This window comes from Streptomyces sp. NPDC005811 (genome assembly GCF_040630405.1).
Lineage (GTDB): Bacteria > Actinomycetota > Actinomycetes > Streptomycetales > Streptomycetaceae > Streptomyces.
Genome location: NZ_JBEXXK010000002.1, coordinates 74,613 through 99,372, shown reverse-complemented (window position 1 = coordinate 99,372; position 24,760 = coordinate 74,613). Strand labels below are relative to the sequence as shown.

Sequence of the window (24,760 nt, the reverse complement as noted above, 5' to 3'; positions counted from 1 at the left end):
CCCCTACACCAGCAGTTTGCCCCCGCACCGCGCGGCGCCCTCCTTCATCGCGATGAGGTTGGCGACGACGTACGAGATGTCCTTCTCGGTGTGCCACTCGCTGGGGAAGTAGGTGACGAGGCGGGAGGACTGGAAGCGGGCCTCGATGTCGGGGACGAAGGTGCGGTACTGGTCGTCCGTGTAGTACCAGAACGAGTTCTCGTTGTAGTAGGCGACGTGCGTGGGGTCCTGGTACGCGCCGCGGCCGTCGGAGCTGGCCGTCAGGGTGAGGAGCATCCCGCCGGGCGCCAGCAGCCGGTACAGCTCGTTGATCAGCGGCACCTTCGCGGGGACGTACTCCAGGAAGTTCACCGCCCGCACCAGACCGACGGAGCCGTCCGGCAGGTCGAGTCTCCCGGGCAGGGTCGCGACGATGTCCACGCCCTCGCCCGCCCGCCGGTCGACGCCGGTGTACCCCGGCGGCTTGCCGACCGCCGAGCCGAGGTCCAGGGCGAGGAGTCCGCGCCGCAGCGTCCAGGCCAGCGCGTTGGCCTCGATGTACTTGTCGTACAGGGCGACCGTCTCGCGCTGGATGTGCGCGTTGATCTCCGGCTCGCACTGGGTGTTCGCGGAGTGCACCCGCTGGAGGTACAGACAGCGGTCGATGTGGTGGAAGTCGCCGAGGTGGAAGAGACGGCACATCAGGTCCTGGTCGTCCAGCACCGTCCGCGAGGCGTCGTACCCGCCGGCCTTGTCGTAGCTCTCCTTGCGGAAGGCCCGTACGTGGTTGGGCGCGTACCAGATGTAGGCGACGTTGTGCGGCGTCGGCGCGAGCGAGACGACCTGGAGCAGCCGGCGGCCGTCGACGTCGACGTCCTCGTACTGCCAGCCGAAGGTCTCGTCGAAGCGCGTCTCGTCCCGCCCCCCGTCCTCGGTGATCTGCGCGGTGTTGCTGTACACGAAGACGGTCTCGGGATGCGCGTCGAACGCCTTGCCCAGCTCCGCAAGGCACGCCTTCGCCAGCAGGTCGTCGTGGTCGAGTTCGACGAGGATCTCGCCACGGGCCAGCTCGCAGGCCCGGCGCTTGGCGGCGCCGACCCCGGACAAGTCGTCCGCGATCACCACCCGGATCCGCTCGTCGGGGTACTCCGGACGCCAGCGGGCGCCGTTGTTGAGCAGGACGATCCACTCCCAGTCCGGACATGTCTGCGCCTGGAGCGTCGCCAGGCACTCGTCGAGGAATCGCGGGCGGTGGCTGGGGGTGAAGACGGAGAACCTCGGGGTGGCGGTCGACGGCGGCATCTGCTGCTCCCTGCGTGGCTCGGGGCCGATGGGGGCGACGCCGGTGAATTCCCGGATTTCCGCGGGTACTTGGCCTGGTCCGAAGTGGTCCGCAGTGGTCCGCGGCCGGGCCGGCGCCGTTTCCGCCGAGGGTACGAGCAGGCCGCGGCGCCGGGGTCGTACGGCAGGCGGTGAGGGATGCGGACCACCCGAATGCACGCACGGGGGCGGCTACGAGGGCCCGCCCGCCGTTCCGGCCAGGAAGGCGTCCACCAGGCGGGCCGTGTTCGCCCGCGCCGTGGGCTCCAGGGCACGCGTGCGGGCCAGCAGCCCCTCGGGGTCCACTCCCTGGCGCACGCACTGCTCGGCGCCCCCGAGCTCGAGCCAGCCGCGCACCATCCGCGCGGTGACCTCCGGATGGAACTGCACCCCCAGGCTGCTCCCCACCCGGAAGGCCTGCGCGCACACGGCGGTGCGGGCCAGTTCCTCGGCGTCCGGCGGCAGGACGCAGCGGTCGTAGTGCCACTGGAACCACGGGCCGGGCCCGATCAGGCCGGGTACGTCGGACTCGACCTCGACCCAGCCGATCTCGGCGCGCGGCGCCTCCTCGACGGAACCCCCGAGCGCCGTCGTCAGCGCCTGGGCGCCGAAGCAGACGCCGAGCACGGGTATGCCGAGGTGGTGCGCCTTGCGCAGCAGCGCCAGCTCGCCGCCGATCCAGCGGCCGACGGCCGTCGGGTCGTACACCGACCAGGGGGCGCCGAGCGCCACGATCACGTCCCAGTCGGCGGGGTCGGGGAAGTCGAAGGCCACGTCCGGGGCGTGATGACGGTCCTCGGGCACGACCGTCACCGCGGTCAGGTCGTAGCCCCGCTCCTGGAGCCGGGCGCCCACCAGGCCCGGCTCCGTGACGTGGTCGTGCTGGATGACGAGTGCGCGCACCGGGCTCCTCCTCCGGCCCCTCGGAAGGGGCGCGATGCCATGACGTTTGAGGTCAAATGGTATCGCGTGGCGCCGGCCACCCCGAGGGGAGCGGTCGGCCGGGTCAGGCCGGGGCCGTGATCTCGCGCTTCAGGATCTTGCCGCTCGGGCCGGTCGGGAGCTTGTCCATCAGCCAGATCTCGCGCGGGTACTTGTACGCCGCCACCCGCTCCTTCACGAACTCGCGCAGCTCGTCCGGGGTCGCCCCGGCGCCCGGGCGCAGGACGACGGCCGCCGCGATCTCCTCGCCCAGGTGGGCGTGGCCGACGCCCACCACGGCGGCCAGCGCCACGGCCGGGTGCTCGTGGAGGACCTCCTCGACCTCCCGCGGGTAGACGTTGTAGCCACCGCGGATGATCATGTCCTTCTTGCGGTCGACGATGTAGAAGTAGCCGTCCTCGTCCCGCCGCGCCAGGTCGCCGCTGCGCAGCCAGCCGTCGGGGAGCGCCGCCGCCGTCTCCTCGGGACGGTTCCAGTAGCCCTTCATCACGTTCGGGCCGCGGACGGCCAGCTCGCCGACCTCGCCCGCCGGGACGTCCTGGCCCTTCTCGTCCAGCAGCCGCACCTCCACGTCCTGGATCGGGGTGCCGATGGACCCGGCCTTGCGGGGCCGGTCGGGGTGGTTGAACGTCACCACCGGGCTCGTCTCCGACATCCCGAAGCCCTCCAGGATCGCGCAGCCGAACCGCCGCTCGAAGCCGTGCAGGATCTCCACGGGCAGCGAGGCCCCGCCCGAGACGCACATCCGCAGCGTCGACACGTCCGCCTCCGAGGGATGCTGGAGCAGCGCGGCGTACATCGTCGGCACCCCCTCGAACACCGTGGCACGGTCGCGGGCGATCGCGTCGAACACGGCCTGCGGCTCGAAACGCGGGACCAGGGTGAGCGAGGCGCCGGCGCGGACGGCCACGCTCATCGTGCAGATCTGGCCGAAGATGTGGAACAGCGGCAGACAGCCCACCACCACGTCGTCCGCGGTCATCCGCTGTACGTGGACCGTGTTGACCTCGGTGTTGTGGCGCAGCCCGCCATGGGTGAGCGCGGCCCCCTTGGGGCGGCCCGTGGTGCCGGACGTGTACAGCAGGACGGCCACGTCCGCGTCGTCCGTCTCCGCCACGTCCGGCAGCGGCTCGTGCCCGGACAGCAGCCCGGCGAAGGCGGCGGGCTCCACGGCGAGCTGCCGCACCCCGGCCACCGCCGCGCCCTGCGCACCCTCGCCCGGCGCCTGGTGCCACTCGAACAGCAGGCTCGCACCGGAGTCCGTGAGGTGGTACTCGGTCTCCCGCGCCTTCAGCAGCGGGTTCATCGGGACGACGACGGCCCCGGCGCGCAGCACGCCGTAGTACAGGACGACGAACTCGGGGACGTTGGGCAGCATCAGCGCCACCCGGTCGCCCGGGCGCACCCCCTCGGCCCGCAGCAGCGCCGCGGCACGGGCACTGGCCCGGTCCAGCTCCGCGTACGTCACGACCCGCTCGCCCAGCCGCAGAGCGGGACGGTCCGGCTGCCGCGCCGCAGTGTCCACCAGAAAGCCCGCCAGATTGGCCATGCCCGCCTCCACGCATCTCACCGCTGAAATCCGCCGTTCACGTGCACGACATGGTGCTGGCGCATCCGGCGACGACCTATGGGCGGTACGACAGCGTCTGCGCGCCCGGTTTGTTCGCACGGCCAAGAAGGCCCCTCTAAGCTGCGGCAATGGACCTCTCGGGTGTGACGTCGGCGCTCCACGCGCGGCTGCCGGAACTCGGCGAGCGGATGGCGCAGCGCATCCGCTCCGCCGTCCCCGCCTATCAGGACGAGTCACTGATCCCCTTCGACTCGCTGCGCCGCTCCTGCACGGCCAACGCCGACCTCGTCCTGAGCCACTTCCACCGGACCGACACCCCCGATCCCCGCCCGGCCCGGGAGACCGGCCGGGTCCGCGCCGAGCAGGGCATGCCGCTCGCCGACACCCTGCACGCCTACCGGATCGGCTTCGAACTCCTGTGGTCGGAGATCATCGAGGAGTCCCGCACCCACCCCGAGGTCACCGACGCCGAGCTGGTCACCCGGTCGGCGGAGATCTGGGCGCTGTTCGGCCGGTACGCGGAGGCCGTGGCGGCGGCTCACCGGGAGACCGCCGCCGAGCTGACCCTCCAGCGCGAGGCCCGCCGCTCGGCGCTGGTGGAGGCCCTGTTCACCGGCGTCCTCGCCGACCGCACCACGCTGTGGGAGGCCGCCCGTGAGCTGGGCCTGCCCGAACAGGGCCCTTTCGCGGTCGTCGCGGCGGCCGCGGGCGCCCCCGGCGAGGAACCCCTCAGCGGGATCGAGGCCGCACTGCGCCAGGCGCATCTGCCCTCCGCCTGGCGGCTGCTGCCCCACCAGCAGATCGGCGTGGTCGCCCTGGCCGCCCCGGGCGCCGAGGACACGTGTCTGCGCGCCCTGCGCCGCGCCCACGCCCGGGTCGGCGTCAGCCCCGGCTTCCCCTCGCTGCGGGACACCCCGCAGGCCCTGCGCTTCGCCCGGCTGGCCCTGGCCGGACTGCCCGGGACCGGGCCCGGCGTCGCCCGCTTCGACGACAACCCGCTGGCCATGCTCGTCGCCGCCGCGCCGGCCGAGGCCGCCCACCTGACGGACGTGGTCCTCCGGCCGGTGCTCGCGCTGCCCGCCGCGGAACGGGCCCGGCTCCTGACCACCCTGGAACACTGGTTCGCCGCCGCCGGCTCCGCCGCGGACACGGCCCGCACCCTCTTCGTCCACCCCAACACCGTCCGCTACCGGCTGCGCCGCGTCGAGGAACTGACCGGCCGCTCCCTCTCCGACCCCCGCACGACGGCGGACCTCGGCGCCGCGCTCCTCGCCGTCCGCACCTCGGGGACGGGGCGGGACGGATCCCCGACGGGCACCCCTCAGGAGTGACCCCTGAGAAGTGATTCCTCAGGTGTGCCAGACGCCCGTGAAGTCGATCCGGCGGGCCCAGTCGGGGTGGTCTATCAGCGGGTTGCGGTTGCCCTGGATCTCCGCGGCGGCCGCGTTGCGGTGCTGCTCGTACTCGCTCACCGGCTCGCTGTCGTGCCAGGTCAGCAGGGTGGGCAGCCGTTGCGCCGGGAACTCCTTCGGCGTGTCGCCGACCAGCCCCGGGTAGCGCAGCAGGAAGTACAGGGTGGCCCGGGCGACCGTCCCCTTGCCCTGCTGAGGCTCGAACCCCTCTGCCTCACGCCTCCCGCAGGCGTCCCGGAGTGCCTCCTGGACATCGGGGAAGTCGATGTAGGGGAAGTTGCCGCGGAAGCTGTTGCATCCGGCCTCGCACGCGAACAGATGGTGCAGATCGCCCCGCATGGGCTCCAGCTTGGTGAACCACGACTGCGGCACCACGTGTTCACAGTTGAACGGCAGCGACTCCTCCAAGGCGTCGAACTCGGCCTCGAACTCGGCCGGGCCCGCCGTGCTCTCGTGCAGCAGCAGCTCCCGGACCCGGGTCAGCCGGCTCTCCGCGACGGCGGCGTCGGCCCGGATGAACTCCTCCGGCGCGAAGTCCCGGCCGGAATAGATGCTGTGCAGCCGCCCGTCCTGGTGCAGGTCGACCCACGGGTACACCAGCCGCATCGGCTGGTACCTCGGCCGGGGCGCGTGGGTCCGCTCCAGCAGAGCGGTGAGCGCGCGGCGCAGCGCGTCGCCGCTCAGGTCGCCGACACCCGCGTAGTAGGTGTCGCGGGCGGCCTGGTCGGCGGTCCGGTCGTAGTAGGGCCGGTCCTGGGCGAGCCGGAGGTTGACCAGGGCGGCGTTCACGTCCCGGCCGACCGCCGCGGCCGTGTCCGACGGGGCGATGGCGGTCGCACCGGCGCCGGGAGCCGCCGCTGCGGGAGGCGGCGGCCCGGCCGGGGGCGCGAGGGGCGGGGGAGGGGACGCGGGGGCGGGCTGCGCGGCGCCGACGCCGAGGGCCGTCGCCGGGGAACCCGGCGCGCCGAGGCCGACCGTGACCCACAGGGGGATGCTCAGCCGCGCGGTGCCGTCGGCGACGTACGCCGCGCGGGAACCGTTGGCCGCGACCCCGTTGGCGGCGGCCGGGGCGGGCGGCGCGCTTCCGGACGATGCCGTGGGTACGGCGGGTACGGCGGGTACGGCTGCTGGTACGGCGGGTACGGCGGGTACGGCCGGTACGGCAAGCCCCGCGGTGAACACCTCGTCCCGCAGCCGGGCCGCCTCCCCACCCGGGCTCATCGTGTGCAGGGCGCCCAGCACCCGGCTGATCCGCACCCCCTCGTTCGCCTTCCACGCCAGTCGTGCCTCGCCCATGTCCGGCTGCCAGACCGTGCCGTCCACACTCAGCGGCCGTCCCTGCTCGTCGGTCCTCGGCACGGCCGAGTGGTGCAGCGCCACGACCTCCCACTGGTCGTTGAAGACGGGAGAGCCCGACGACCCCGGCTGGGTGTCGCACTCGTAGTGCAGGAAGTCGTCGAGTACGTCCACGACTTGGTTGTCCCGCAGCGCCAACTGCTTCGGCTCGCCCCGTGGATGCTGCACGATGTTGACGTACTCCCCGATGACGACCTTGCCTTGCGCGTCGCTGAGCGTGAGCCGCCCGAACGACGACAGTTCCTCGCCCCGGGTGCCGCGCGGCGCCACCGCGACCAGGCTGAAGTCCAGCCGCTCGTCGGTGACGAAGAACCGCTGCGGCTCCAGCCCGAACACCGCCGGTACGAGCGGACCGCCGCCGACGCCGTCCTGGAAGGCGAACGCGACCTCGCTGCGGGCCGCCTCCTCCGGGGCGCCCAGCACGTGGTGGTTGGTCAGCAGCAGGGCGGGGGAGATCAGGAAGCCGGTGCCGTGACCACCGCCGGGCCCCCTGACGGTGATCCGGCCGACCGGACGCGCGGCGAGGACGCCCTCCTCCAGGAACGCGACGGGAGTGAGGTTGTTGCGGCCGATCAGCCGCTCCAGGCCCAGGACATCGCGGCCGAAGCTGTCCGGTGGCAGCAGCAGGGTGCTTCCCGCGGTGGCCGCCGGATCCGACGGCGTCCGCTCGATCGCCCGGGCCAGCGACCAGTCGGCGCCGAGCCGGGCCAGTCGCTTCTCGACCCGCTCGGGATCGTCGGCGTACAGGACACCGCTGGTGGCGAGCACCGTCTTGTTGCGGTCGCGCTGCTCGGTGCGGTCCGTGTACCGCCGGGCGGCCCGCGTCAGCTGGGAGAGGTAGTCCGAGGCGCGCTGGGTGCGCAGTTCCGTCGTCATGGTGTGCCTCCTCGGCCTTACCGGGCCGAAAGTCCGCTACGGCGGGTGTGCGAGGACAGTCATGACTTCCTTTTGATTATTGCCTTTTGGGGTGATTTACGCCAACCGGAGTTGCCTGGCGGGCGTCAGTCGCTGCCGCGCAGCGCCACCCACGTGTCGTGGGCCACGACACCGTCGGCCGACAGGCCCTTGTCGCCCTGGAAGGCCCGCACCGCGCTCGTCGTCTCGGGGCCGAACGCACCGTTCACACCGCCGCTTCCGACGCCGTAGCCACGTTTCGTCAGCATGCACTGCACCTGGAGGACCTTCTTGCCGCTGTCTCCCTCGCGGGTCTTCCCGTTGCCGTTGTAGTACGTGCAGTCGGTGTTCCACGGCTGCGAGGCGGGCGGTTCGGCCGCCGGGGTGGTGGGGTCCGCGCTGGGCGAGGCGGAGGTGCCGGTGCCGGTGCCGGTGCCTGTACCGGCGGTGGTGGTGGAGACGGGGCCGCCGGGCGTGCTGCTGCCGACCACCGCCGAACCGGAGGCCTCCGGCTGTGCCGGGTCACGGCTGCCGTCGACGTCGGCCCGCCCGTCGGCGGAGCCCGCCACCGAGGCCCGGTCGGGCACCCCGGAGGTCCCCGGCAGGGCGACGTTGCCGGGCTGACGGCCGGGCACCGCGCCGGACGCCGTCTCCACGTCCCCGTGCGGGGCCGCGGTCGTCCCGCCGTCCGGCCGCAGGAGGACGAGCCCACCGGCGGCGACGGCACACAGAGCGACCCCCGCCGCCACGACCATCCCCCGCTGGCGACGGGTCCACCGACGGGACCCGCTCGCCGGTAAGACTCCTGACGCCGCTTCATCGGAAACGGACGGAGACGGCGGTTGCGCGGACACGGGTCCGGCCGCCTGCCGCGCGGCGGAGGGGCCGGAAGAGGCGGGGAGGCCGGACGGGGCGGAGGGCCTGGAGGAGGCGGGGAGGCCGGAAGAGACGGAGACGCTGGAGGCGGCAGGGAGGCTGGAGGAGGCAGGCAGGGCGGACGAGGAGACCCGGCCGGACGCCTCCGGTGACGAGGCAGGAGCCGACGGGTCGGCCGGTACGGCGGGAGCGCCGGCCGGGGCGTGCGGATCCAGCGACTCGGCTCCGGCACCTGTCAGCGGCGACTCGCCACCGGCACCGAACGGCGGTTCGGCTCCGGCGCCGGACAGCGCGGACCCGCTACCGGCACCGGACAGCGGCGACTCGGCTCCGGCACCTGTCAGCGGCGACCCGCCGCCGGCGCCGAACGGCGGTTCGGCTCCGGCGCCGGACAGCGCGGACCCGCCACCGCCACCGGACAGCGGCGACTCGGCTCCGCCGCCGAACGGCGACCCGCCACCGGCGCCGAACGACGGCTCGGCTCCGGCGCCGGACGAGGCCGACCCGCTACCGGCACCGGACAGCGGCGACCCGCTACCGCCACCGAACGGCGACCCGCCACCGCTGCCGAACGGCGACTCGCCACCGCCGCCGAACGGCGACTCGGCTCCCGCGCTGGAGAGTGCCGACTCGTCACCGTCGCCGGACAGTGCCGACCCGCCACCACCGCCGGAGGCGTCCGGCCAGGCCGCCGGCACGGGTTCGACTCCGGACGGAGCCGAGGACGGTGCCGGTACGGCATCGACTCCGGACGACGCCAGGGGGGCGGCGACTCCGGACGGCGCCGATGAGGACAGCGGGCGGTGGCCGGCCACCCCCGGCGCCCCGTCGGCCGCGTCGAACGGGTCCAAGGCGGCCACCCCCGCGGGTGCCGGGCGGCTCACCGGGCCCGGCGCGGGCGTACGGGAGGCCGCGGCGGGGCGGCCCGCGGGGAGCAGGCGGACCGCTCGCTCCACGGGGATCCGGTACAGCGTCTCGTACGCCTCCTGCCGGGCCAGCACCTCACCGAGGAGCGGCTCGGGCCAGCCGTCCGCACCGGTCTGCGCCGCGCCGAGCGCGACCAGCCGGCCGGCGGTCGGGCGCAGTCCCGGCTCCTTGGCCAGGCACTGGGCCAGCAGCGCGGCCAGCTCGGGGTCGGCCGCGGCGACGGCGCCGGTCACCTGTGGATCGGGCTCCTCGAACGCCACCCGGTGCATCACGTCGACCCCGGTGCCGTCCCCGAACGGGGCCCGCCCGGTGGCCGCGTACACCAGGGTCCCGGCCAGCGAGAACACATCCGACGAGGCGTCGCAGTGGCCCGTCCTGAGGTACTCCGGCGACATGTAGGCCGGGGTGCCCACCCGGTTTCCCGTGCCGGTGAGCGCACTCGCGTCCGCGGCCTTGGAGATCCCGAAGTCGATCAGATGCGCGCCCTGCACGGACAACAGGACGTTGGACGGCTTGAGATCCCGGTGGACGACCCCGGCGGCGGACAGGGCGGCCAGCGCCCGCCCCAGATCGGCGACCAGCCGCCACACGCTGGCCGCGGGCAGCGCGCCGCCCCCGCGGACGGCCTCCGTCAGATCGAGCCCCGGGATGTACTCGGTGGCCATCCAGAGCAGTTCGTCCTCGAACCCCGTACCGCACAGCCGGGGCGCGTACGGCGGGCCCAGCCGGGCGTGCACCGCCGCCTCACGCTCGAACCGGCGCTGGAAGCGGACGTCCTCGGCGTACTCCGGCCGGATCACCTTCACCGCGAACAGCCCCGGACCGTCGTCGGCGGCCCGGGCCAGGTACACCCGCCCCATCCCGCCGCTGCCGAGCAGCGCCATCGGCACATACGGGCCGACACGGCCCGGGTCCCCGACCCGCAGGGGTGAGGCGCCGGTCTGCCGCAGTGCGGCGGCCTCGGCCGCCGGGGCAGTCGGTGGGGTCGGCCGCTGGTGAGTCACGGAACTCCCGAAGTGATGTTCGCCGTACGCCTGTTCGTTCTATGGCGGGAGCAACGAGGCTAGCCCAGTCGCCGCGTGTGCTCAGGCGTTCAAACACTTCTGTGATCGCTCGGTCACCGGATCCGGTGACGCCCGGCCCTCAGGCCGTCAACCCCCGCCCCACGCCCAGCCGTTCGAGCAGCCGCTCGTGATGGAGAGCGGCCACGGGACCGATCAGATCGGGGTGGCGCAGCAGGACCGCCGCCCGGCGGTCGTGGTCGTCGGGCGCGAGCAGGTGCCGGAACCCCACCGGCGTACCGCGCGTCCGGGCGCCCCGGGTGAGGCGGGCCACCGCACGCGCGGCCAGCTCCGGATCCGTGAGGAGACCGGCCGCCCAGCTCGCCACGACCTCGTCGACCCAGCAGCGCCAGGCCGGATCGTCCGGGTCCTCCCCGGCGCCGCTCAGCCGGTCGAGCTCCGCCGAGCCGCCCGGCCCCGAGTCCGGTGCCGTCGGATAGCGCAGCCGGGCCGCGACGGTGACCGCCTGGCGGGCCTGCGCTTCACACAGCGCGGCGGCGAGCGCGCCACCGGAGGCGGGAAAGGCGCGCGTCAGCCACAGCGTGGTCGCGGCGACGATCGGGGCGAGTTCTGCGAGCACTGGGGACCGTCCGGGCGTGAGGGTTCTCGCGAAACGGTAGCGGAGCCCTGCGCGGTCTCTTGACGTGTACTGGGCACGGTGGCTTTATGGGAGCGCTCCCACACTCCCGTAGACCCGCATGCCCACCCACCCCCGCCTTCTTGGCCTCACTCCTGGAGTCGCAGTGAGAACGACAAGAAGCACGACAAGAAGCACGACAAGAAACACGACGAGAAGCACAACGGTGACCGCCCTGCTGACCAGGCTGGCCGTCCTCCTCGGCCTGGTCGCCCTCGGTGTCCTCGCTCCCGCCCCGGCCCAGGCCCGCCCCGACGACCTCGCCGCCACCGGCCTGCACATCGCCAACGGCCGCCTGGTCGAGGCCAACGGGAACGACTTCGTGATGCGCGGCGTCAACCACGCCCACACCTGGTACCCCGGACAGCTCCAGTCGCTGGCCGACATCAAGGCGCTCGGCGCCAACACCGTCCGCGTGGTCCTCGCCGACGGCCACCGCTGGAGCGCGAACAGCGCCTCGGACGTGGCGAACGTCATCGCCCAGTGCAAGGCCAACCGGCTCATCTGCGTGCTGGAGGTGCACGACACCACCGGTTACGGCGAGGACTCCGCCGCCGGCACCCTCGACCAGGCCGCCGACTACTGGATCGGCCTCAAGGACGTCCTGGCCGGCCAGGAGAACTACGTCGTCATCAACATCGGCAACGAGCCCTGGGGCAACACGAACCCCGAGGGCTGGACCGCTCCCACCATCGCCGCCGTCAAGAAGCTGCGCGACGCCGGGTTCCAGCACACGATCATGGTGGACGCGCCCAACTGGGGCCAGGACTGGCAGGGCGTGATGCGCGCCAACGCCCAGTCCGTGTACGCCGCCGACACCACCGGCAACCTGATCTTCTCGATCCACATGTACAGCGTCTTCGACACCGCGGCGGAGATCACCGACTACCTCAACGCCTTCGTCACGGCCAAACTGCCGCTCCTGATCGGGGAGTTCGGCGGTCCCGCCGACCAGTGGGGCGACCCGGACGAGGACACCATGATGGCCACCGCCCAGCAGCTGAACCTCGGCTATCTGGCCTGGTCCTGGAGCGGCAACACCGACCCGGTCCTCGACCTGGCGACCTCCTTCGACCCCACGCGCCTGAGCTCCTGGGGCCAGCGCGTCTTCCACGGCGTCAACGGCATCGCCCAGACCGCGAAGGAAGCCACGGTGTACGGCGGCGGCACCCCGTCCGACACCCAGGCGCCGACCACCCCCGGCACCCCGACGGCCTCCGCCGTGACGGCGACCTCCGCGACGCTCGCCTGGACGGCCGCGACCGACAACGTCGGAGTCACCGGCTACGACGTCGTCCGGGTGAGCGGCGGCACCGAGTCCGCCGTCGCCGCCTCCACCACCAACGGGGTGACGGTGACCGGGCTCAGCGCCGGTACGGCGTACACCTTCGCGGTCTACGCCCGGGACGCGGCCGGAAACCGCTCGGCCCGCTCGGGCACGGTCGCCGTCACGACGAGCAGCGCGCCCGCCACCCCCTGCTCCGTGCGCTACCGCGTCGTGGGCGAATGGCCGGGCGGCTTCCAGGGCGAGCTCGTGCTGGGCAACCCCGGCACCGCCGCGATCAACGGCTGGAAGCTGGCCTTCGCCTTCGCCGACGGGCAGACGGTGACGAACATGTGGGGCGGGACCCCGACCCAGAGCGGCGGCTCGGTGACCGTCGCCCCCGCCTCGTACACCACCACCATCCCCGTCGGCGGCTCGGTCACCGTCGGCTTCATCGGCGCCAAGGGCACCACCAACACCGCCCCCACCGCCTTCACCCTCAACGGCACTGCCTGCACGACCACCTGACGCGCCGTACCCCCGTCCGGCCGGCCCCTCGCGCCGACCGGACGGGCGGTCCGCCCGGGGCGCCCGGATCCGCCCGCCACGACCCGCCGTCGGCAAAAGGGTTTGCCCGGGCCGCGCACCTCCCCCTACCGTCGCAGCACTCTTACGCGACACGCTCTCTCGAAGGATCGCCGCAGAACGGGAGCAGGCCCGCGCACAGCGCGCGGAGTCAGGAGGGGCGGCAGTTCTGTCCGCATGCCCTCCTGAAGGACTGTTCCCATGAAGATCGGCCTCGGCCTTCCCGTCGACGACCCCGCCCTCCTCCTGACCTGGGCGCGGCACGCCGACGCGGGCCCGTTCAGCACCCTCGGCCTGCTCGACCGGCTCGTGTTCGACAACCCCGAGCCCCTGGTCACCCTCGCCGCCCTCGCCGGCGCCACCTCACGCATCCGTGTCCAGACCGAGGTGCTCATCGCGCCCGTCCACGGCACCGCGCTGCTCGCCAAGCAGACCGCGACCCTCGACCGCGTCTCCGGCGGCCGCTTCACCCTCGGCATCGGCGTCGGCGGCCGCGAGGACGACTTCCTCGCCACCGGCGTCGACCTGGGCGGCCGCGGCCGCCGCCTCGACGAGCAGATGGCCCTGCTGCGCCGCGTCTGGGCCGGTGAGCCGTACGGGGAGGGTGTCGGGTCCATCGGACCCGCGCCGGTCACCCCGGGCGGCCCCGAAGTGCTCTTCGGCGGCTTCGCGCCCGCCGCCCTCGAACGGGTGGGCCGCTTCGGTGACGGCTTCATCGGCGCCGCACTGCCGCCGCAGCACCTCGACGGCCTCTTCCGCGAGGTGGAGAACGTCTGGGAGAAGTACGACCGCCCCGGCCGGCCCCGGCTCGTCGCCCAGATCAGCGTCGCCCTCGGCCCACAGGACACGGTGGACCGGGCCCGGCGCAACCTCCTCGACTACTACGCGTTCACCGGCCGCGCCGCCTACATGGCCGACGGGCTGCTGACCACCCCGCGGACGATCGGGTCGGCCGTCGCCGCCCTCGCCGGCATCGGCGCCGACGAGGTCGTCCTGTACTGCTGGGCCCCGGATCCCGAGCAGGTCGACCGGCTGGCCGAGGTGGTGTTCTAGGCCCGGGCCCGGCGGCCCAACCCCATGTATTTGATATTTCAAACAAAGGGCGTTCTGGGTAAAGTGTGACCATGTCCACGACGCCACGCTGGCTCACCGCAGAGGAACGACGGGCCTGGCTCGCCTACGTCGACTTCTCCACCCTTCTCGCCGACTACCTCAACCGGCAGCTGCGGCGCGACGCGGGGATGACGCACTCCGACTACAGCCTGCTCGCCTACCTCTCGATGGCCCCCGACGGCGTCCTCGGGATGTCCGAACTGGCCCAGCGGCTGAAGATCACGCGCAGCCGGCTCACCCACGCGGTGAACCGGCTGCGCGAGGTCGGTCTCGTCGACCGCCGGGAGGACCCCGCCGACGGCCGCGGCCAGCTCGCCTTCCTCACCGAGGAGGGCAAGGAGCTGCTCGGGGAGGTCGCCCCCGGCCATGTCGAGGCCGTCCGCCGCGCGGTGTTCGACGTCCTCACCCCCGAACAGGTACGGCAGCTCGCCGAGATCGGCGAGGCCATCAGCGACGCCCTGCACCGTGCCGAGAGCACCGAGGCCGATCCTGCGGTGCTGCCCTGGCGACGCCGCTGAACCGGGGATCCGCCCCACCCGAAGCGCGCGTTTCCGCAGTTCGTTCGGGCCGGGATCGAGAAGAACCGGCCCGCCGTGCGTACCTGGAGGTACGGGGCTGCCCGCCCCCCTTCGAAACACGCCAACGATCCAAGGGACGTACCTCGTGAACGCAACCGCCGCCATCGGCGTCACCGGCCTCGGCGTGATGGGCCGCAACCTCGCGCGCAACTTCGCCCGCAACGGTTACACCGTCGCCGTCCACAACCGTTCCGCCGGCCGCACCCGCGCGCTCGTCGAGGAGTTCGGCCACGAGGGCGCCTTCGTCCCCGCCGAGTCGGCCGAGGAGTTCGTGGCCGCGCTCGAACGCCCCCGCCGTCTGATGATCATGGTGCAGGCGGGCGCGGTCACCGACGCCGTCATCGACGAGTTCGCCCCGCTCCTGGAGCCCGGCGACATGATCATCGACGGTGGCAACGCCCACTTCGCCGACACCCGCCGCCGTGAGGCCGCGCTGCGCGAGCAGGGCATCCACTTCGTCGGCACCGGTGTCTCCGGCGGCGAGGAGGGCGCCCTGCACGGGCCGTCGATCATGGTCGGCGGATCGAGCGAGTCGTACGACGTCCTCGGCCCGATGTTCGAGTCCATCAGCGCGAAGATCGACGGGGACCCCTGCGCCGCCCATGTCGGCACCGACGGCGCCGGACACTTCGTCAAGATGGTCCACAACGGCATCGAGTACGCCGACATGCAGCTCATCGCCGAGGCGTACGACCTGCTGCGCCAGGTCGCCGGCTACACCCCCGCCGAGATCGCCGACGTCTTCCGGACCTGGAACGAGGGCCGCCTCGGCTCCTACCTGATCGAGATCACCGCCGAGGTCCTCGCCCACACCGACGCCACCACCGGCCTCGCGTTCGTCGACATCGTCACCGACGCGGCCGGCCAGAAGGGCACCGGCCGCTGGACCGTGCAGACCGCCCTGGACCTGGGCTCCCCGGTCACCGCCATCGCCCAGGCCACCTTCGCCCGCGCCGCCTCCGGCCAGCGCGAACTGCGCGCCGCCTACGCCGGGCTGCCCGGCGGCACCACCCCCGCCCTCAGCCGCACCGAGGCCGCCCGCTTCACCTCCCAGGTCGAGCACGCGCTGTACGCCTCCAAGGTCATCGCCTACGACCAGGGCTGGAAGATGATCCAGGACGCGGCCGCCGAGTACGGCTGGAAGATCGACCTGGGCGAGGTCGCCAAGATCTGGCGCGGCGGCTGCATCATCCGCGCCTCCTTCCTCGACCGCATCCGCGCCGCGTACGCCGCCGACTCCGAACTGGTCAGCCTTCTCGGCGAGATGGAGTTCGCCATGGAGATCACGGACGCGCAGGTGCCGTGGCGCGAGACGGTCGCCTCCGCCGCCCGCCGGGGCATCCCCGTCCCCGCCTTCTCGGCGGCCCTCGCCCACTACGACACCCTGCGCGCCGGCCGGCTCCCCGCCGCCCTGCTCCAGGGCCAGCGCGACTACTTCGGCGCCCACACCTACGGCCGTACCGACCGCCCCGGCGCCTTCCACACCCACTGGGCCCAGGACGGCCGCCCGGAGACCCAGGCCTGAACCGTCCCGGCCGCGGCGCGGCGACCGGCATCCCGACCCGGACGCCGCCCCGCGCCCCGGTTCGCCCAGGCGCAGTCCGGTCCTGCCGTCAGCCGGCGGCCGCCCACCGGGGCCGGTGCCGCGTCGGCGGACTCGCCACGGCCCCAGCTGACGCCCAGGCGCAGTCCGGTCCAGCCGTCAGCCGGCGGCCGCCCACTGAGGCCGGCGCCGCCTCCGCCGGTCCGCACGGCGCCAGCCGTCCGGACCGTCCGTCCCGGCAGCCCGTCGTCGGCAGGGCGGTCACACTTCCGTGCCGGTCGGGCCGCTCCCGCCCGGTCGGCGACGGCCCGGCCGGGTCCGGCACGCGCGGGTGTGTTCGGGCCGGCTCGGTCCGGCCGGACCGCTCCCGGCAGTGGGTCGGCAGCCCGCGCGTCGGGAGCGCTCAGCCCCGGGCGGTCGCCGACTGGCGGATCACCAGCTGGGTGCTGAGCACCACGTGGTCGTCCCCGGAGACCCGTTCCTCCCGCTCCAGCGCCAGCCGTACGGCGGACCGGCCGAGGTCCTCGTACGGCACGCGGACGGTCGTCAGTGCGGGGGTGAGGTCCGCCGCGAAGGGCACGTCGTCGTAGCCGACCAGGGAGACGTCGTCCGGGACGCTCAGCCCGGCCTCGCGCAGCGCGGCCAGCGCGCCCAGGGCCACCATGTCGGTGCCGGCGAAGACTGCCGTGAACTCCAGCCCCGCGCGCAGGGCGTCACGGGTGCGCAGATAGCCAGAGGTGCGGGTGTAGGGCCCCGGCACGTCGAGTTCCTCCTCATACGGCACCCCGTGCGCCCGCAGCGCGTCCAGGTGCCCCGCCCGCCGCTGCTGGGCGGTGGCGAACCTGGTCTCGCCGCCGAGGAACAGCACGCGCCGGTGCCCCGCCGCGAGGAGATGGGTGGCGGCCTGGAAGGCGCCGCCGCGGTTGTCGTACTCGATCACCGTGGCGGGCACCTCGGCGCGTAGCGGCGGCCGGCCGACCAGGACCAGCCGGGACCCGGCCGAGGCCAGGCCGTGCGCGTACCCGGCCATCCGCTCGTGGTACGCGTCGTCGACCTCCGCGCCGCCCACGAGCACCACCGCGGCGGCGTGCTGTTCGCGCATCAGTTGCACGAGGTCGTTCTCCCGGGCCGCATCGCCGTGCGTGGCGCAGACCAGGCTCAGCCGGCCGCGCATCGCCGCCTCCTGCTCCACGCCGGCCGCCACATGGGCGAGGGAGGGGCCGGTGATGTCGTGGAGGACCAGGGCGACCGGGCCGGGAACACCGCCCGACAGCGCCTTGGCGTGCACGTTCACCACGTAGTGGAGCGCCTCGACCGCCGCCGTCACCCGGGCCCGGGTCGTCTCGGAGACCGGGTAGTTCCCGGCCAGCGTCCGGGACACGGTGGCCACCGACACGCCCGCCCTGGCGGCGACGTCGCGGATGGTGGCGGGCTTGTCGTGGCCCGCGGTGGCGCGCCGCCGCCGGCCCCCGCCCGCGGGCCGCCGGCCCGCGCTGTCTCCGGTGGTGTGATCCGTCACGGCTTGACGTTACTGCATCCGGGGGCGTCCACAGAGGCACGCGCGACGGGCGAAACGCCTTTCCGGAAGCCGGAAGACGTTTGCCCCCCCCGAGTACCGGACCGCTAGGCGCTCGTCGCCGGGTACGTCGGGTACTCGACTCCGGAGACGTGCTGGACGACGCGGACGACCTGGCAGGAGTAGCCGAACTCGTTGTCGTACCAGAGGTAGAGGATGGCGTTGTCGCCGTCGACCTTGGTGGCGCCGGCGTCGACGATCGAGGCGTGGCGCGAGCCGATGAAGTCCATGGAGACCGCGTCGGGGGCCGTGGTGAAGTCGATCTGGCGCCGGAGCGGCGAGGTCAGCGAGACGTCGCGGAGGTGGTCCAGGACCTCGTCGCGGGTCGTCTCGCGGCCGAGGCGCAGGCTGAGGATCGCGATCGAGACGTCCGGCACGGGCACCCGGATCGAGCTGCCGGTGATCGGCGCCTTCAGCTCGGGCAGCGCCTTGGCGACGGCCGACGCGGCACCGGTCTCGGTGATCACCATGTTCAGCGGCGCCGAGCGGCCGCGGCGATCGGCCTTGTGGTAATTGTCCAGCAGGTTCTGGTCGTTGGTGAACGAGTGGACGGTCTCCACGTGGCCGCGCAGGACGCCGAACTCGTCGTTCATCGCCTTCAGCGGCGGGACGATCGCGTTGGTGGTGCAGGAGGCGCAGGACAGGATCTGCTCGTCCGGCTTGATCGTGTCGTGGTTGACGCCGTGCACGATGTTCGGGACGTCGCCCTTGCCGGGCGCGGTCAGCACGACCTTGTCGATGCCCGGCCGCAGGTGCTGGGAGAGGCCCTCGCGGTCCCGCCACTTGCCGGTGTTGTCGATCAGGATGGCGTGGTCGATGCCGTACGCCGTGTAGTCGATCTCGGCCGGGCTGTCGGCGTAGATCACCTTGATCTCGTTGCCGTTGGCGACGATCGTGCCGTTGGCCTCGTCGACCGTGATCGTGCCCTGGAACTGGCCGTGCACGGAGTCGCGGCGCAGCAGCGAGGCGCGCTTGACCAGGTCCTGGTCGCCGCCGCCGCGCACGACGATGGCGCGGAGCCGGAGCCCGTTGCCGGAGCCGGTCTTCTCGATGAGCAGCCGGGCGACGAGCCGGCCGATGCGGCCGAAGCCGTACAGGACGACGTCGCGGGGCTCGCGGCGCTCGATCTTGTCGGCGCCCGTGGCGCCGGCGACGGCCTCGGCGGTGAAGTCCAGGACCGACAGGCCGCGGTCGTCGGCGCGGTGGCTCTCGGCGAGGATGCCGATGTCGATCTGCGACGGGCCGAGGTCGAGCGTGGTGAGCGCCTCGAGGAACGGCAGGGTCTCGGTGACCGAGAGCTCCTCGCCCGCGATCTGGCGGGCGAACCGGTGGGTCTTGAGGATGCTGACCACCGATTTGTTCACCAGGGAGCGGCTGTGCAGCAGGATCGTCACGTCCCGCTCGCGGTGCAGCTTCCCGATCATCGGGATCATCGACTCCGCGATCTCCTCGCGGTTCTTCCAGTGGGTGAACGAATCGTCGTTGAGCGTCACGGGCCTATCTTTCGAGCTAGGTGGCGCTCAGATGCTAACCCGATGCCCTTCTGATCATTCAAGCGGGGGTGCGCTCAGGTGTGCAGGGCGGTCGGGGTGGCCGGCTCGGCGCGGGAATGCGGAGGCGTCCGCCCCGGCCGCCGGTCGGGGGAGAGAGAGGGTCGGTCAGGCCTCTTCGGGAGCCTGCTGCCTGCGCGGGATCCCCAGGGCGCACAGCGCTCCGGCGAACACCACGGCGACCCCGACCCACACCGCGGGGTGCAGCCCGTCGACGAACTGCTGGGGGCCCTCGGTGCTGCCGTGCGCCACGAACACCGTGCTCAGGACGGCGATGCCGAGCGCGCCGCCGACCTCGCGCACGGTCGTGTTGGCGCCGGACGCCTTGCCCGCGTGCTCCCTGGCGACCGAGCCGAGCACGACCGCCGCCGTCGGCGCGAACACGAAGCCCATGCCGATACCCGCCACGACCATCGGGCCGACCAGGGACGGGTAGTCCGTGTCGACACCGGCGACCAGGTTGATCCAGCCCAGCCCGATGCCCTGGAGGAAGAGCCCGAGGGCCATCAGCCGCCCGCCGCCCACCTTGTCGGTGAGCAGCCCGGCGACGGGGGCGACGAACATCGGCATCAGCGTCCAGGCGAGGGTGCGCACACCGGCCTCCAGCGGGGTGCGCGGAGGCACGATCTGGAGGTACTGGGCGAGCAGGAACAGCGAGCCGAAGACCCCGAAGTACATGGTCGCGGAGACGACGTTGGTGAGGGTGAAGGCCCTTACCCGGTAGAAGGACAGCGGCAGCATCGGCTCCTCGGTCCGGGCCTCCCGGGCGACGAACGCGGCCAGCAGCACCGCGCCGCCGGCGAACGCGCCGAGCACCTTGCCGGAGGTCCAGCCGTCGGGCTCGCCGTGCACGATCGCCCACACCACGGCGCACAGTCCGGCCGCCGCCAGCACCATGCCGACCAGGTCGAGCCGGATGCCGGGCAGCGAGCTCTCCTCTAGCGCGAACAGCACCAGCGGGACGGCGATGACGCACACCGGCACGTTGATCCAGAAGATCCACTGCCAGTCCAGGCCTTCCACGACCGCGCCGCCGACGACCGGGCCCATCGCCACGGCGAGCCCGCTCACCCCGGACCACACGCCGAGCGCCATCCCGCGCAGCCGCTCCGGCACCGCCTGCGACAGCAGCGTCAGCGACAGCGGCATCACGGCGGCCGCGCCGAAGCCCTGGACCGCGCGGAAGGTGATCAGTTGGGCGCTGGTGTCCGACAGACCGCAGCCGATGGAGGCCAGCGTGAACAGGGCGATGCCGGCGACGAACACCTTCCGCCGCCCGAAGCGGTCACCGAGCGCGGCGCCCGTCATCAGCAGACAGGCGAAGCTCAGCACATACGCGTTGACGAACCACTGGAGTTCCTGGGTGTCCGCCTCCAGGTCCACGGCCAGGGTGTGCAGGGCCGTGGAGACGACGAGATTGTCCAGCGCGACCATGAACATGGGCACACTCGCCGCGACGATCGCGAGCCAGAGGGGTATCCGGCGGCCCCCGGCCGCCGGGGCGGAGGCGGCCGGGCCGTCGAGCACCTGGCTCTCTTCGGACAGGGTCATGGTGGGGTTCTCTCCTGGGCGAGGGGTGGGGTGAGGGGTGTCAGGCACCGGTGCGTCCCTGCTCGGCGAGGCGGCGCCGGGCGTCCGCCCAGTCGATGGGCAGGCCGGCGGCGGGGACCTGCCAGAAGGTGAAGACCGAGTCCTTCATCGTGGGCCGCAGCCCGTTCATGATCGACTTGTGCGGCTCGGTCTTCGCGTACGTGTGGAGCGCGGCCCTGTCCTCCCAGGCCGACAGCGTCCAGAAGGTGCGCTCGAGGGGCTCGGCGATCAGCGAGGCGCCGTACGCCCCCGGCGCGCCGGAGACCTGCTTCCACGCGGCCAGCGACTTCAGGAAGAAGCGCGGTACGTCCTTGAGCGAGCGGACCTCCAGCCGGGACGCCATCACGAACGCCTCGGTGTCGGGAGCGGGGGTGCTGACTGTCGTCCAGCGCAGGGTGGGCATGGCTGCGGCCTTCTCTCCGGCGGCGCGAAGGAATATTGGATACCTCTACTATCTATGTTAGACAGTAGAGGTATCCAGTTTTCAAGTGTGGAGCCGACCGAATCGGAGCCGAACCGTATGCGCATCTCCGAACTGAGCCGCCGCAGTGGCGTCTCCGTGACGACGATCAAGTACTACCTGCGCGAGGGACTGCTGCCGCCGGGCCGTCAGACGGCCGCCACCCAGGCCGAGTACGACGACCAGCACCTGCGCCGGCTCCGCCTCATCCGCGCCCTGACCGGCGTACGCGGACTGTCCGTCAGCACCACCCGCGAGGTGCTCGACGCCCTCGCGGAGTACACCGGGGACACCCACCGCCTGCTGGGCCTCGCCCTCGGTTCCATTCGCGTCGGCGAGCAGCCCTCCGACGACACCTCGCAGGCGTCCGAGGTCGAGGCGCTGGTCGCGGAGCTGGACTGGGACGTGCACGCCGCGGCGCCCGCCCGGGCCACCCTCGCCGAGACCCTCGCCTCCCTGCGCGCCCTGGGCGTCCCGCTCGACTGGCGGACCCTCCTGCCGTACGCCCGGCTCGCCGAACGCACCGCGGTCCTCGACCTCGACCAGCTCGAAGGACTGGACGACCCGCTGGAGACCGCCGAGCGCGCCCTGCTGCTGACCGTCCTCCTGGAACCCGCCCTGATGGCCCTCAGGCGCATGGCCCAGGAGAACGAGTCGGCCCGCCGGCACACGTCATAGCCGGCGCCCTCAAAGGGTGCGGGGCCGTGTCGACTTGCGGCTCCGCCGCGCGGGCGCGACCAGTCACGACGGTGCCGCCGCATCCGCACCCGCCGAGAGCGCCGCCTCGGGGGAGCCGATCAGGTCCGGGCCGAGCTGCTTGGAGTGGAAGCAGGAACCGGCCGGATTCTCCTGCCGTGGTTCTGCCGCGTGCCGGCCCGGCCTCGTCGTGCATGATCCCCGCCCGACCGGGTACGCGAGGCCGGACCGCGTCCGGAGGGAAGTCTTCCGGAGCGGGCCGTACGACCGCCGCGACAAGGGGAACTGTCATGGAGACGCCCGCCCACGACCGCAACGCCAACCCCGCCCGATGGGCGCTCGACGCGCTCGCCCGGGACACCGAGGACACGGTGGCCCTGGACACGCTCGCGCACTGCGACGTCCTCGTGCCGGTGCCCCAGGACGCCACCGACGAGGACGTGAGCGACCCCGCCCGGGTGGCCCTGCCGGTACTGGACAACCCCGGCGGCGCACCCGTCGTCCCGGTGTTCACCTCCGAACCCGAGATGGCCGGACTGCTGCCCGGGATCGACCGCTACCGGCTGGTGCCCCTCGGCGCGCTCGCCGCTCAGTGGCCCACCGAGGAACTCTCGCTCGCCATAGACGCCGCAGGCGACCATCCGCTGACGCTCACCTCGGAGGGGGTGCGCACCCTGCTCGCCCGCTGACCCGCCGCCCGGGCGGCCCGCGCCCGCCGACCGCCCGTGATCCAGAATGACCCCATGACCTGGCTCTCCGGTGTGGCCGGCGGATTCGTGCTCGCGCTGGTGCTCGGGAGCGTCCTGCGCACCCTCGTCGTCCCGCGGGGCCTGTACTCCGTGGTCGTGTACCGGCTGTGGTGGACCCTGCGCCGGCTGCTGCACCTCCCCGCCCTGCGCCGCGGGTACGAGGCCGTCGACCGCTGGCAGACCTGGCTCGCCCCGCTGATGCTGGTCGGCATGCTGGGCATCTGGCTGCTCGGCGCCCTGGCCGGATACGGGCTGCTGCTGTACGCGCTGTCCCCGCTCGACTGGACCACCGCCTTCCGGGAGGCCGGCTCCAGCCTGTTCACCCTCGGCTTCGCCAGCGGCGCGCGCGTGCGGCTCTCCGTCCTCGACTTCGCCGCCGCGATCACCGGCCCGGTCGTCATCGCCCTCCAGATCGCCTATCTGCCCACCCTGTACGCCGCCTACAACCGCCGTGAGCTGGAGGTCACCCTGCTCCAGTCGCGGGCCGGCGAGCCCGCCTGGGGCCCCGAGATCCTCGCCCGGCAGTGGCTCGTCGACACCGAGACCGCGCTGCCCGAGCTGTACCGCGCCTGGGAGCGGCTGGCCTCGGACATGGGGGAGAGCCATGCGACGTACCCGGTGCTGCTGGCGTTCCGCTCCCCGCGCCCGCAGCGCAGCTGGCTCGTCGGGCTGATCGCGGTGATGGACGCGGCGGCCCTGCAGCTCGCGCTGTCCCCGGGCTCCGCGCCGCCGGAGGCCCGGCTGGTGCTGCGCGCGGGGTTCACCGCGCTGCGGGACATCGCCCGCTCGATCCGCTTCGGCTTCGACTCCGACCCCGCCCCGGACGACCCCGTCCGGCTGACCTACGCCGAGTTCGACGCGGCGGTGTCGATGCTGGAGTCGACGGGCTTCCGGGCCGAACGCGGCTCCGAGGAGGCCTGGCCGCACTTCCGGGGCTGGCGCGTCAACTACGAGGCGGTCGGCTACGAACTCTGCCGCCGCTGCGACGCGGTCCCCGCCCTGTGGACGGGCCCACGCGACTTCCCCTCGACCCCGATCCCGCCCCACCGCCCGGCAGACCGCCGCCCGGGTGAAAATCACACGTGAGACCAGCGCCCTGAAAGGGGCGCGGGGCCGTGTCGACATGCGGCTCCGCCGCGCGGGCGGGACGAGCCACGACGGCGCCGCGGCGATCCACGCACCCGGCACAACGGAGCGCTCAGGCGCCGCCGAGCATCCGCTCCAGCACGCCCCGCTGCAACGGCAGCACCTCCGTGTGCAGTTCACGGCCCTTGCCGGTGAGCGTGACGTACACCCCGCGCCGGTCCTCCAGACAGACGGCCCGGGCCACCAGGCCCTCCTTCTCCAGCCGTCCGATCAGCCGGGACAGCGCGCTCTGGCTGAGGTGGACCCGGCCCACGAGGTCCTGCACCCGGCACTGTTCGCCCTGCCGGGGCGCCTCGGCGGCGAGGATGTCGAGCACCTCGAAGTCGCTCGCGCCGAGGCCGTGCGGGTGCAGCGCCCGGTCGATCTCGCACATCGTGCGCGCGTGCACCGACAGGATGTCCCGCCACCGCTCCTCGAGGCCCGCCCCGGCCGTCTTCGCTGCCATACCCGCACCGTAACACCCGTTCGAACATTTATTGAGTGTGCAACTAGTGCGGGTGCAAGCACGGTGCTACGACGGGTCCTGGAGCAGCCCCACGAGGTTGCCGTCGGGGTCCTTCACCGAGGCGATCAGCCGGCCGTTGCCGACGTCCTGCACGTCCTGGAGCACCTCGGCCCCCGCCTCGACCAGCGCCGCGAGCCGCCCGCGGATGTCGGAGACGTGCCAGTAGGGGACCGGTCCGGTCAGCCCCTGGGCGTGGCCGTTCGGATTGAGGCCGACGTCCTGACCCGCGGCCTTGAAGCCGACGTAGTAGGGCGCGTCGGCGTACGGCTCGACCTCCAGCAGCGCGCTGAACAGGGCCTTCGCCCGCTCCGCGTCCTTGACGGGGTAGATGATCGTCTGCACTCCGGTGGTGGTCATGATCGGGTCACTCCCTGCTCTCGCGTGGCCCGACGGGTTCTCCGTCGGTGGTTTCACGCTAGGGCGGGGGAGGG

Annotated in this window: 20 protein-coding genes; 8 read left to right on the top strand and 12 right to left on the bottom strand. The window is 73.0% G+C overall.

The window, feature by feature from the left end; genetic code table 11:
* Nucleotides 1-3: 3 nt before the first annotated feature.
* The 3 genes from ABZ490_RS02535 to ABZ490_RS02525 all read right to left on the bottom strand — a co-directional run bounded on the left by ABZ490_RS02535 (nucleotide 4) and on the right by ABZ490_RS02525 (nucleotide 3,790).
* Nucleotides 4-1,281 carry a glycosyltransferase gene (locus tag ABZ490_RS02535; RefSeq protein ID WP_358983160.1) on the bottom strand — a complete coding sequence of 426 codons (1,278 nt, stop codon included), beginning with the start codon at nucleotides 1,279-1,281 and terminating at the stop codon, nucleotides 4-6.
* A 210-nt stretch (nucleotides 1,282-1,491) separates the two neighbouring features.
* The gene (locus ABZ490_RS02530; RefSeq protein ID WP_358983158.1) at nucleotides 1,492-2,202 is read right to left on the bottom strand and encodes a type 1 glutamine amidotransferase; all 711 of its coding nucleotides are present in this window, start codon (nucleotides 2,200-2,202) and stop codon (nucleotides 1,492-1,494) included.
* 103 nt (nucleotides 2,203-2,305) lie between these two features.
* Entirely contained in the window at nucleotides 2,306-3,790 is a 1,485-nt protein-coding gene (locus ABZ490_RS02525; protein WP_358983156.1) for a long-chain fatty acid--CoA ligase, read from the bottom strand.
* Between the two features lie 149 nt (nucleotides 3,791-3,939).
* On the opposite strand from ABZ490_RS02525, the gene ABZ490_RS02520 reads away from it, so the two are divergent.
* Complete coding sequence (locus tag ABZ490_RS02520) at nucleotides 3,940-5,142, top strand: helix-turn-helix domain-containing protein (protein ID WP_358983154.1); 1,203 nt, start codon at nucleotides 3,940-3,942, stop codon at nucleotides 5,140-5,142.
* An 18-nt stretch (nucleotides 5,143-5,160) separates the two neighbouring features.
* Here the strand turns inward: ABZ490_RS02520 and ABZ490_RS02515 are convergent, their stop codons facing one another.
* From ABZ490_RS02515 to ABZ490_RS02505, 3 genes are all read right to left on the bottom strand, one after another.
* On the bottom strand, nucleotides 5,161-7,455 hold the full coding sequence (locus ABZ490_RS02515; protein ID WP_358983151.1) for an endonuclease: 2,295 nt from the start codon (nucleotides 7,453-7,455) through the stop codon (nucleotides 5,161-5,163).
* 125 nt (nucleotides 7,456-7,580) lie between these two features.
* The gene (locus ABZ490_RS02510; protein WP_358983149.1) at nucleotides 7,581-10,280 is read right to left on the bottom strand and encodes a protein kinase; all 2,700 of its coding nucleotides are present in this window, start codon (nucleotides 10,278-10,280) and stop codon (nucleotides 7,581-7,583) included.
* Nucleotides 10,281-10,419: 139 nt separating this feature from the next.
* Nucleotides 10,420-10,917: a hypothetical protein gene (locus ABZ490_RS02505; RefSeq protein WP_358983147.1), complete on the bottom strand. Its 498-nt coding sequence runs from the start codon at nucleotides 10,915-10,917 to the stop codon at nucleotides 10,420-10,422.
* 223 nt (nucleotides 10,918-11,140) lie between these two features.
* Between ABZ490_RS02505 and ABZ490_RS02500 the strand changes: the two genes are divergently transcribed.
* From ABZ490_RS02500 to gndA, 4 genes are all read left to right on the top strand, one after another.
* On the top strand, nucleotides 11,141-12,766 hold the full coding sequence (locus ABZ490_RS02500; RefSeq protein WP_358983145.1) for a cellulase family glycosylhydrolase: 1,626 nt from the start codon (nucleotides 11,141-11,143) through the stop codon (nucleotides 12,764-12,766).
* Nucleotides 12,767-13,024: 258 nt separating this feature from the next.
* A complete protein-coding gene (locus tag ABZ490_RS02495; protein WP_358983143.1) occupies nucleotides 13,025-13,876 on the top strand; it encodes an LLM class flavin-dependent oxidoreductase in 852 nt (283 codons plus the stop codon).
* A 71-nt stretch (nucleotides 13,877-13,947) separates the two neighbouring features.
* Entirely contained in the window at nucleotides 13,948-14,454 is a 507-nt protein-coding gene (locus ABZ490_RS02490; protein ID WP_358983141.1) for a MarR family winged helix-turn-helix transcriptional regulator, read from the top strand.
* A gap of 145 nt (nucleotides 14,455-14,599) precedes the next feature.
* Complete coding sequence (gndA, locus tag ABZ490_RS02485; RefSeq protein WP_358983139.1) at nucleotides 14,600-16,039, top strand: NADP-dependent phosphogluconate dehydrogenase; 1,440 nt, start codon at nucleotides 14,600-14,602, stop codon at nucleotides 16,037-16,039.
* A gap of 421 nt (nucleotides 16,040-16,460) precedes the next feature.
* On the opposite strand, the gene ABZ490_RS02480 is transcribed toward gndA, so the two are convergent.
* From ABZ490_RS02480 to ABZ490_RS02465, 4 genes are all read right to left on the bottom strand, one after another.
* Nucleotides 16,461-17,480: a LacI family DNA-binding transcriptional regulator gene (locus ABZ490_RS02480; protein ID WP_358983592.1), complete on the bottom strand. Its 1,020-nt coding sequence runs from the start codon at nucleotides 17,478-17,480 to the stop codon at nucleotides 16,461-16,463.
* Between the two features lie 200 nt (nucleotides 17,481-17,680).
* The gene (locus ABZ490_RS02475) at nucleotides 17,681-19,126 is read right to left on the bottom strand and encodes a glyceraldehyde-3-phosphate dehydrogenase (protein WP_358983137.1); all 1,446 of its coding nucleotides are present in this window, start codon (nucleotides 19,124-19,126) and stop codon (nucleotides 17,681-17,683) included.
* Between the two features lie 165 nt (nucleotides 19,127-19,291).
* Entirely contained in the window at nucleotides 19,292-20,734 is a 1,443-nt protein-coding gene (locus tag ABZ490_RS02470) for an MFS transporter (RefSeq protein WP_358983135.1), read from the bottom strand.
* A gap of 40 nt (nucleotides 20,735-20,774) precedes the next feature.
* Nucleotides 20,775-21,176, bottom strand: coding sequence for a DUF3291 domain-containing protein (locus ABZ490_RS02465; RefSeq protein ID WP_358983133.1), 402 nt, complete (start codon nucleotides 21,174-21,176; stop codon nucleotides 20,775-20,777).
* Nucleotides 21,177-21,293: 117 nt separating this feature from the next.
* On the opposite strand from ABZ490_RS02465, the gene ABZ490_RS02460 reads away from it, so the two are divergent.
* From ABZ490_RS02460 to ABZ490_RS02450, 3 genes are all read left to right on the top strand, one after another.
* The gene (locus ABZ490_RS02460; RefSeq protein ID WP_358983131.1) at nucleotides 21,294-21,911 is read left to right on the top strand and encodes a MerR family transcriptional regulator; all 618 of its coding nucleotides are present in this window, start codon (nucleotides 21,294-21,296) and stop codon (nucleotides 21,909-21,911) included.
* Between the two features lie 308 nt (nucleotides 21,912-22,219).
* Nucleotides 22,220-22,618, top strand: a complete 399-nt coding sequence (locus ABZ490_RS02455) for an SseB family protein (protein WP_358983128.1) — start codon at nucleotides 22,220-22,222, stop codon at nucleotides 22,616-22,618.
* Nucleotides 22,619-22,672: 54 nt separating this feature from the next.
* Nucleotides 22,673-23,764 carry a hypothetical protein gene (locus tag ABZ490_RS02450; RefSeq protein WP_358983126.1) on the top strand — a complete coding sequence of 364 codons (1,092 nt, stop codon included), beginning with the start codon at nucleotides 22,673-22,675 and terminating at the stop codon, nucleotides 23,762-23,764.
* Between the two features lie 112 nt (nucleotides 23,765-23,876).
* Here the strand turns inward: ABZ490_RS02450 and ABZ490_RS02445 are convergent, their stop codons facing one another.
* Nucleotides 23,877-24,269: a MarR family transcriptional regulator gene (locus ABZ490_RS02445; protein WP_358983124.1), complete on the bottom strand. Its 393-nt coding sequence runs from the start codon at nucleotides 24,267-24,269 to the stop codon at nucleotides 23,877-23,879.
* A gap of 66 nt (nucleotides 24,270-24,335) precedes the next feature.
* On the bottom strand, nucleotides 24,336-24,686 hold the full coding sequence (locus tag ABZ490_RS02440) for a VOC family protein (RefSeq protein WP_358983122.1): 351 nt from the start codon (nucleotides 24,684-24,686) through the stop codon (nucleotides 24,336-24,338).
* Nucleotides 24,687-24,760: the final 74 nt, after the last annotated feature.

Excerpts from the sequence above, each read along its gene's own strand:
- ABZ490_RS02460 (WP_358983131.1), top strand. The coding sequence starts at position 21,294 with ATGCGCATCTCCGAACTGAGCCGCCGCAGTGGCGTCTCCGTGACGACG.
- ABZ490_RS02525 (WP_358983156.1), bottom strand. The coding sequence starts at position 3,790 with ATGGCCAATCTGGCGGGCTTTCTGGTGGACACTGCGGCGCGGCAGCCG.
- ABZ490_RS02535 (WP_358983160.1), bottom strand. The coding sequence starts at position 1,281 with ATGCCGCCGTCGACCGCCACCCCGAGGTTCTCCGTCTTCACCCCCAGC.
- ABZ490_RS02490 (WP_358983141.1), top strand. The coding sequence starts at position 13,948 with ATGTCCACGACGCCACGCTGGCTCACCGCAGAGGAACGACGGGCCTGG.
- ABZ490_RS02520 (WP_358983154.1), top strand. The coding sequence starts at position 3,940 with ATGGACCTCTCGGGTGTGACGTCGGCGCTCCACGCGCGGCTGCCGGAA.
- ABZ490_RS02445 (WP_358983124.1), bottom strand. The coding sequence starts at position 24,269 with ATGGCAGCGAAGACGGCCGGGGCGGGCCTCGAGGAGCGGTGGCGGGAC.
- ABZ490_RS02450 (WP_358983126.1), top strand. The coding sequence starts at position 22,673 with ATGACCTGGCTCTCCGGTGTGGCCGGCGGATTCGTGCTCGCGCTGGTG.
- ABZ490_RS02470 (WP_358983135.1), bottom strand. The coding sequence starts at position 20,734 with ATGACCCTGTCCGAAGAGAGCCAGGTGCTCGACGGCCCGGCCGCCTCC.
- ABZ490_RS02465 (WP_358983133.1), bottom strand. The coding sequence starts at position 21,176 with ATGCCCACCCTGCGCTGGACGACAGTCAGCACCCCCGCTCCCGACACC.
- ABZ490_RS02440 (WP_358983122.1), bottom strand. The coding sequence starts at position 24,686 with ATGACCACCACCGGAGTGCAGACGATCATCTACCCCGTCAAGGACGCG.
- ABZ490_RS02495 (WP_358983143.1), top strand. The coding sequence starts at position 13,025 with ATGAAGATCGGCCTCGGCCTTCCCGTCGACGACCCCGCCCTCCTCCTG.
- ABZ490_RS02515 (WP_358983151.1), bottom strand. The coding sequence starts at position 7,455 with ATGACGACGGAACTGCGCACCCAGCGCGCCTCGGACTACCTCTCCCAG.
- ABZ490_RS02455 (WP_358983128.1), top strand. The coding sequence starts at position 22,220 with ATGGAGACGCCCGCCCACGACCGCAACGCCAACCCCGCCCGATGGGCG.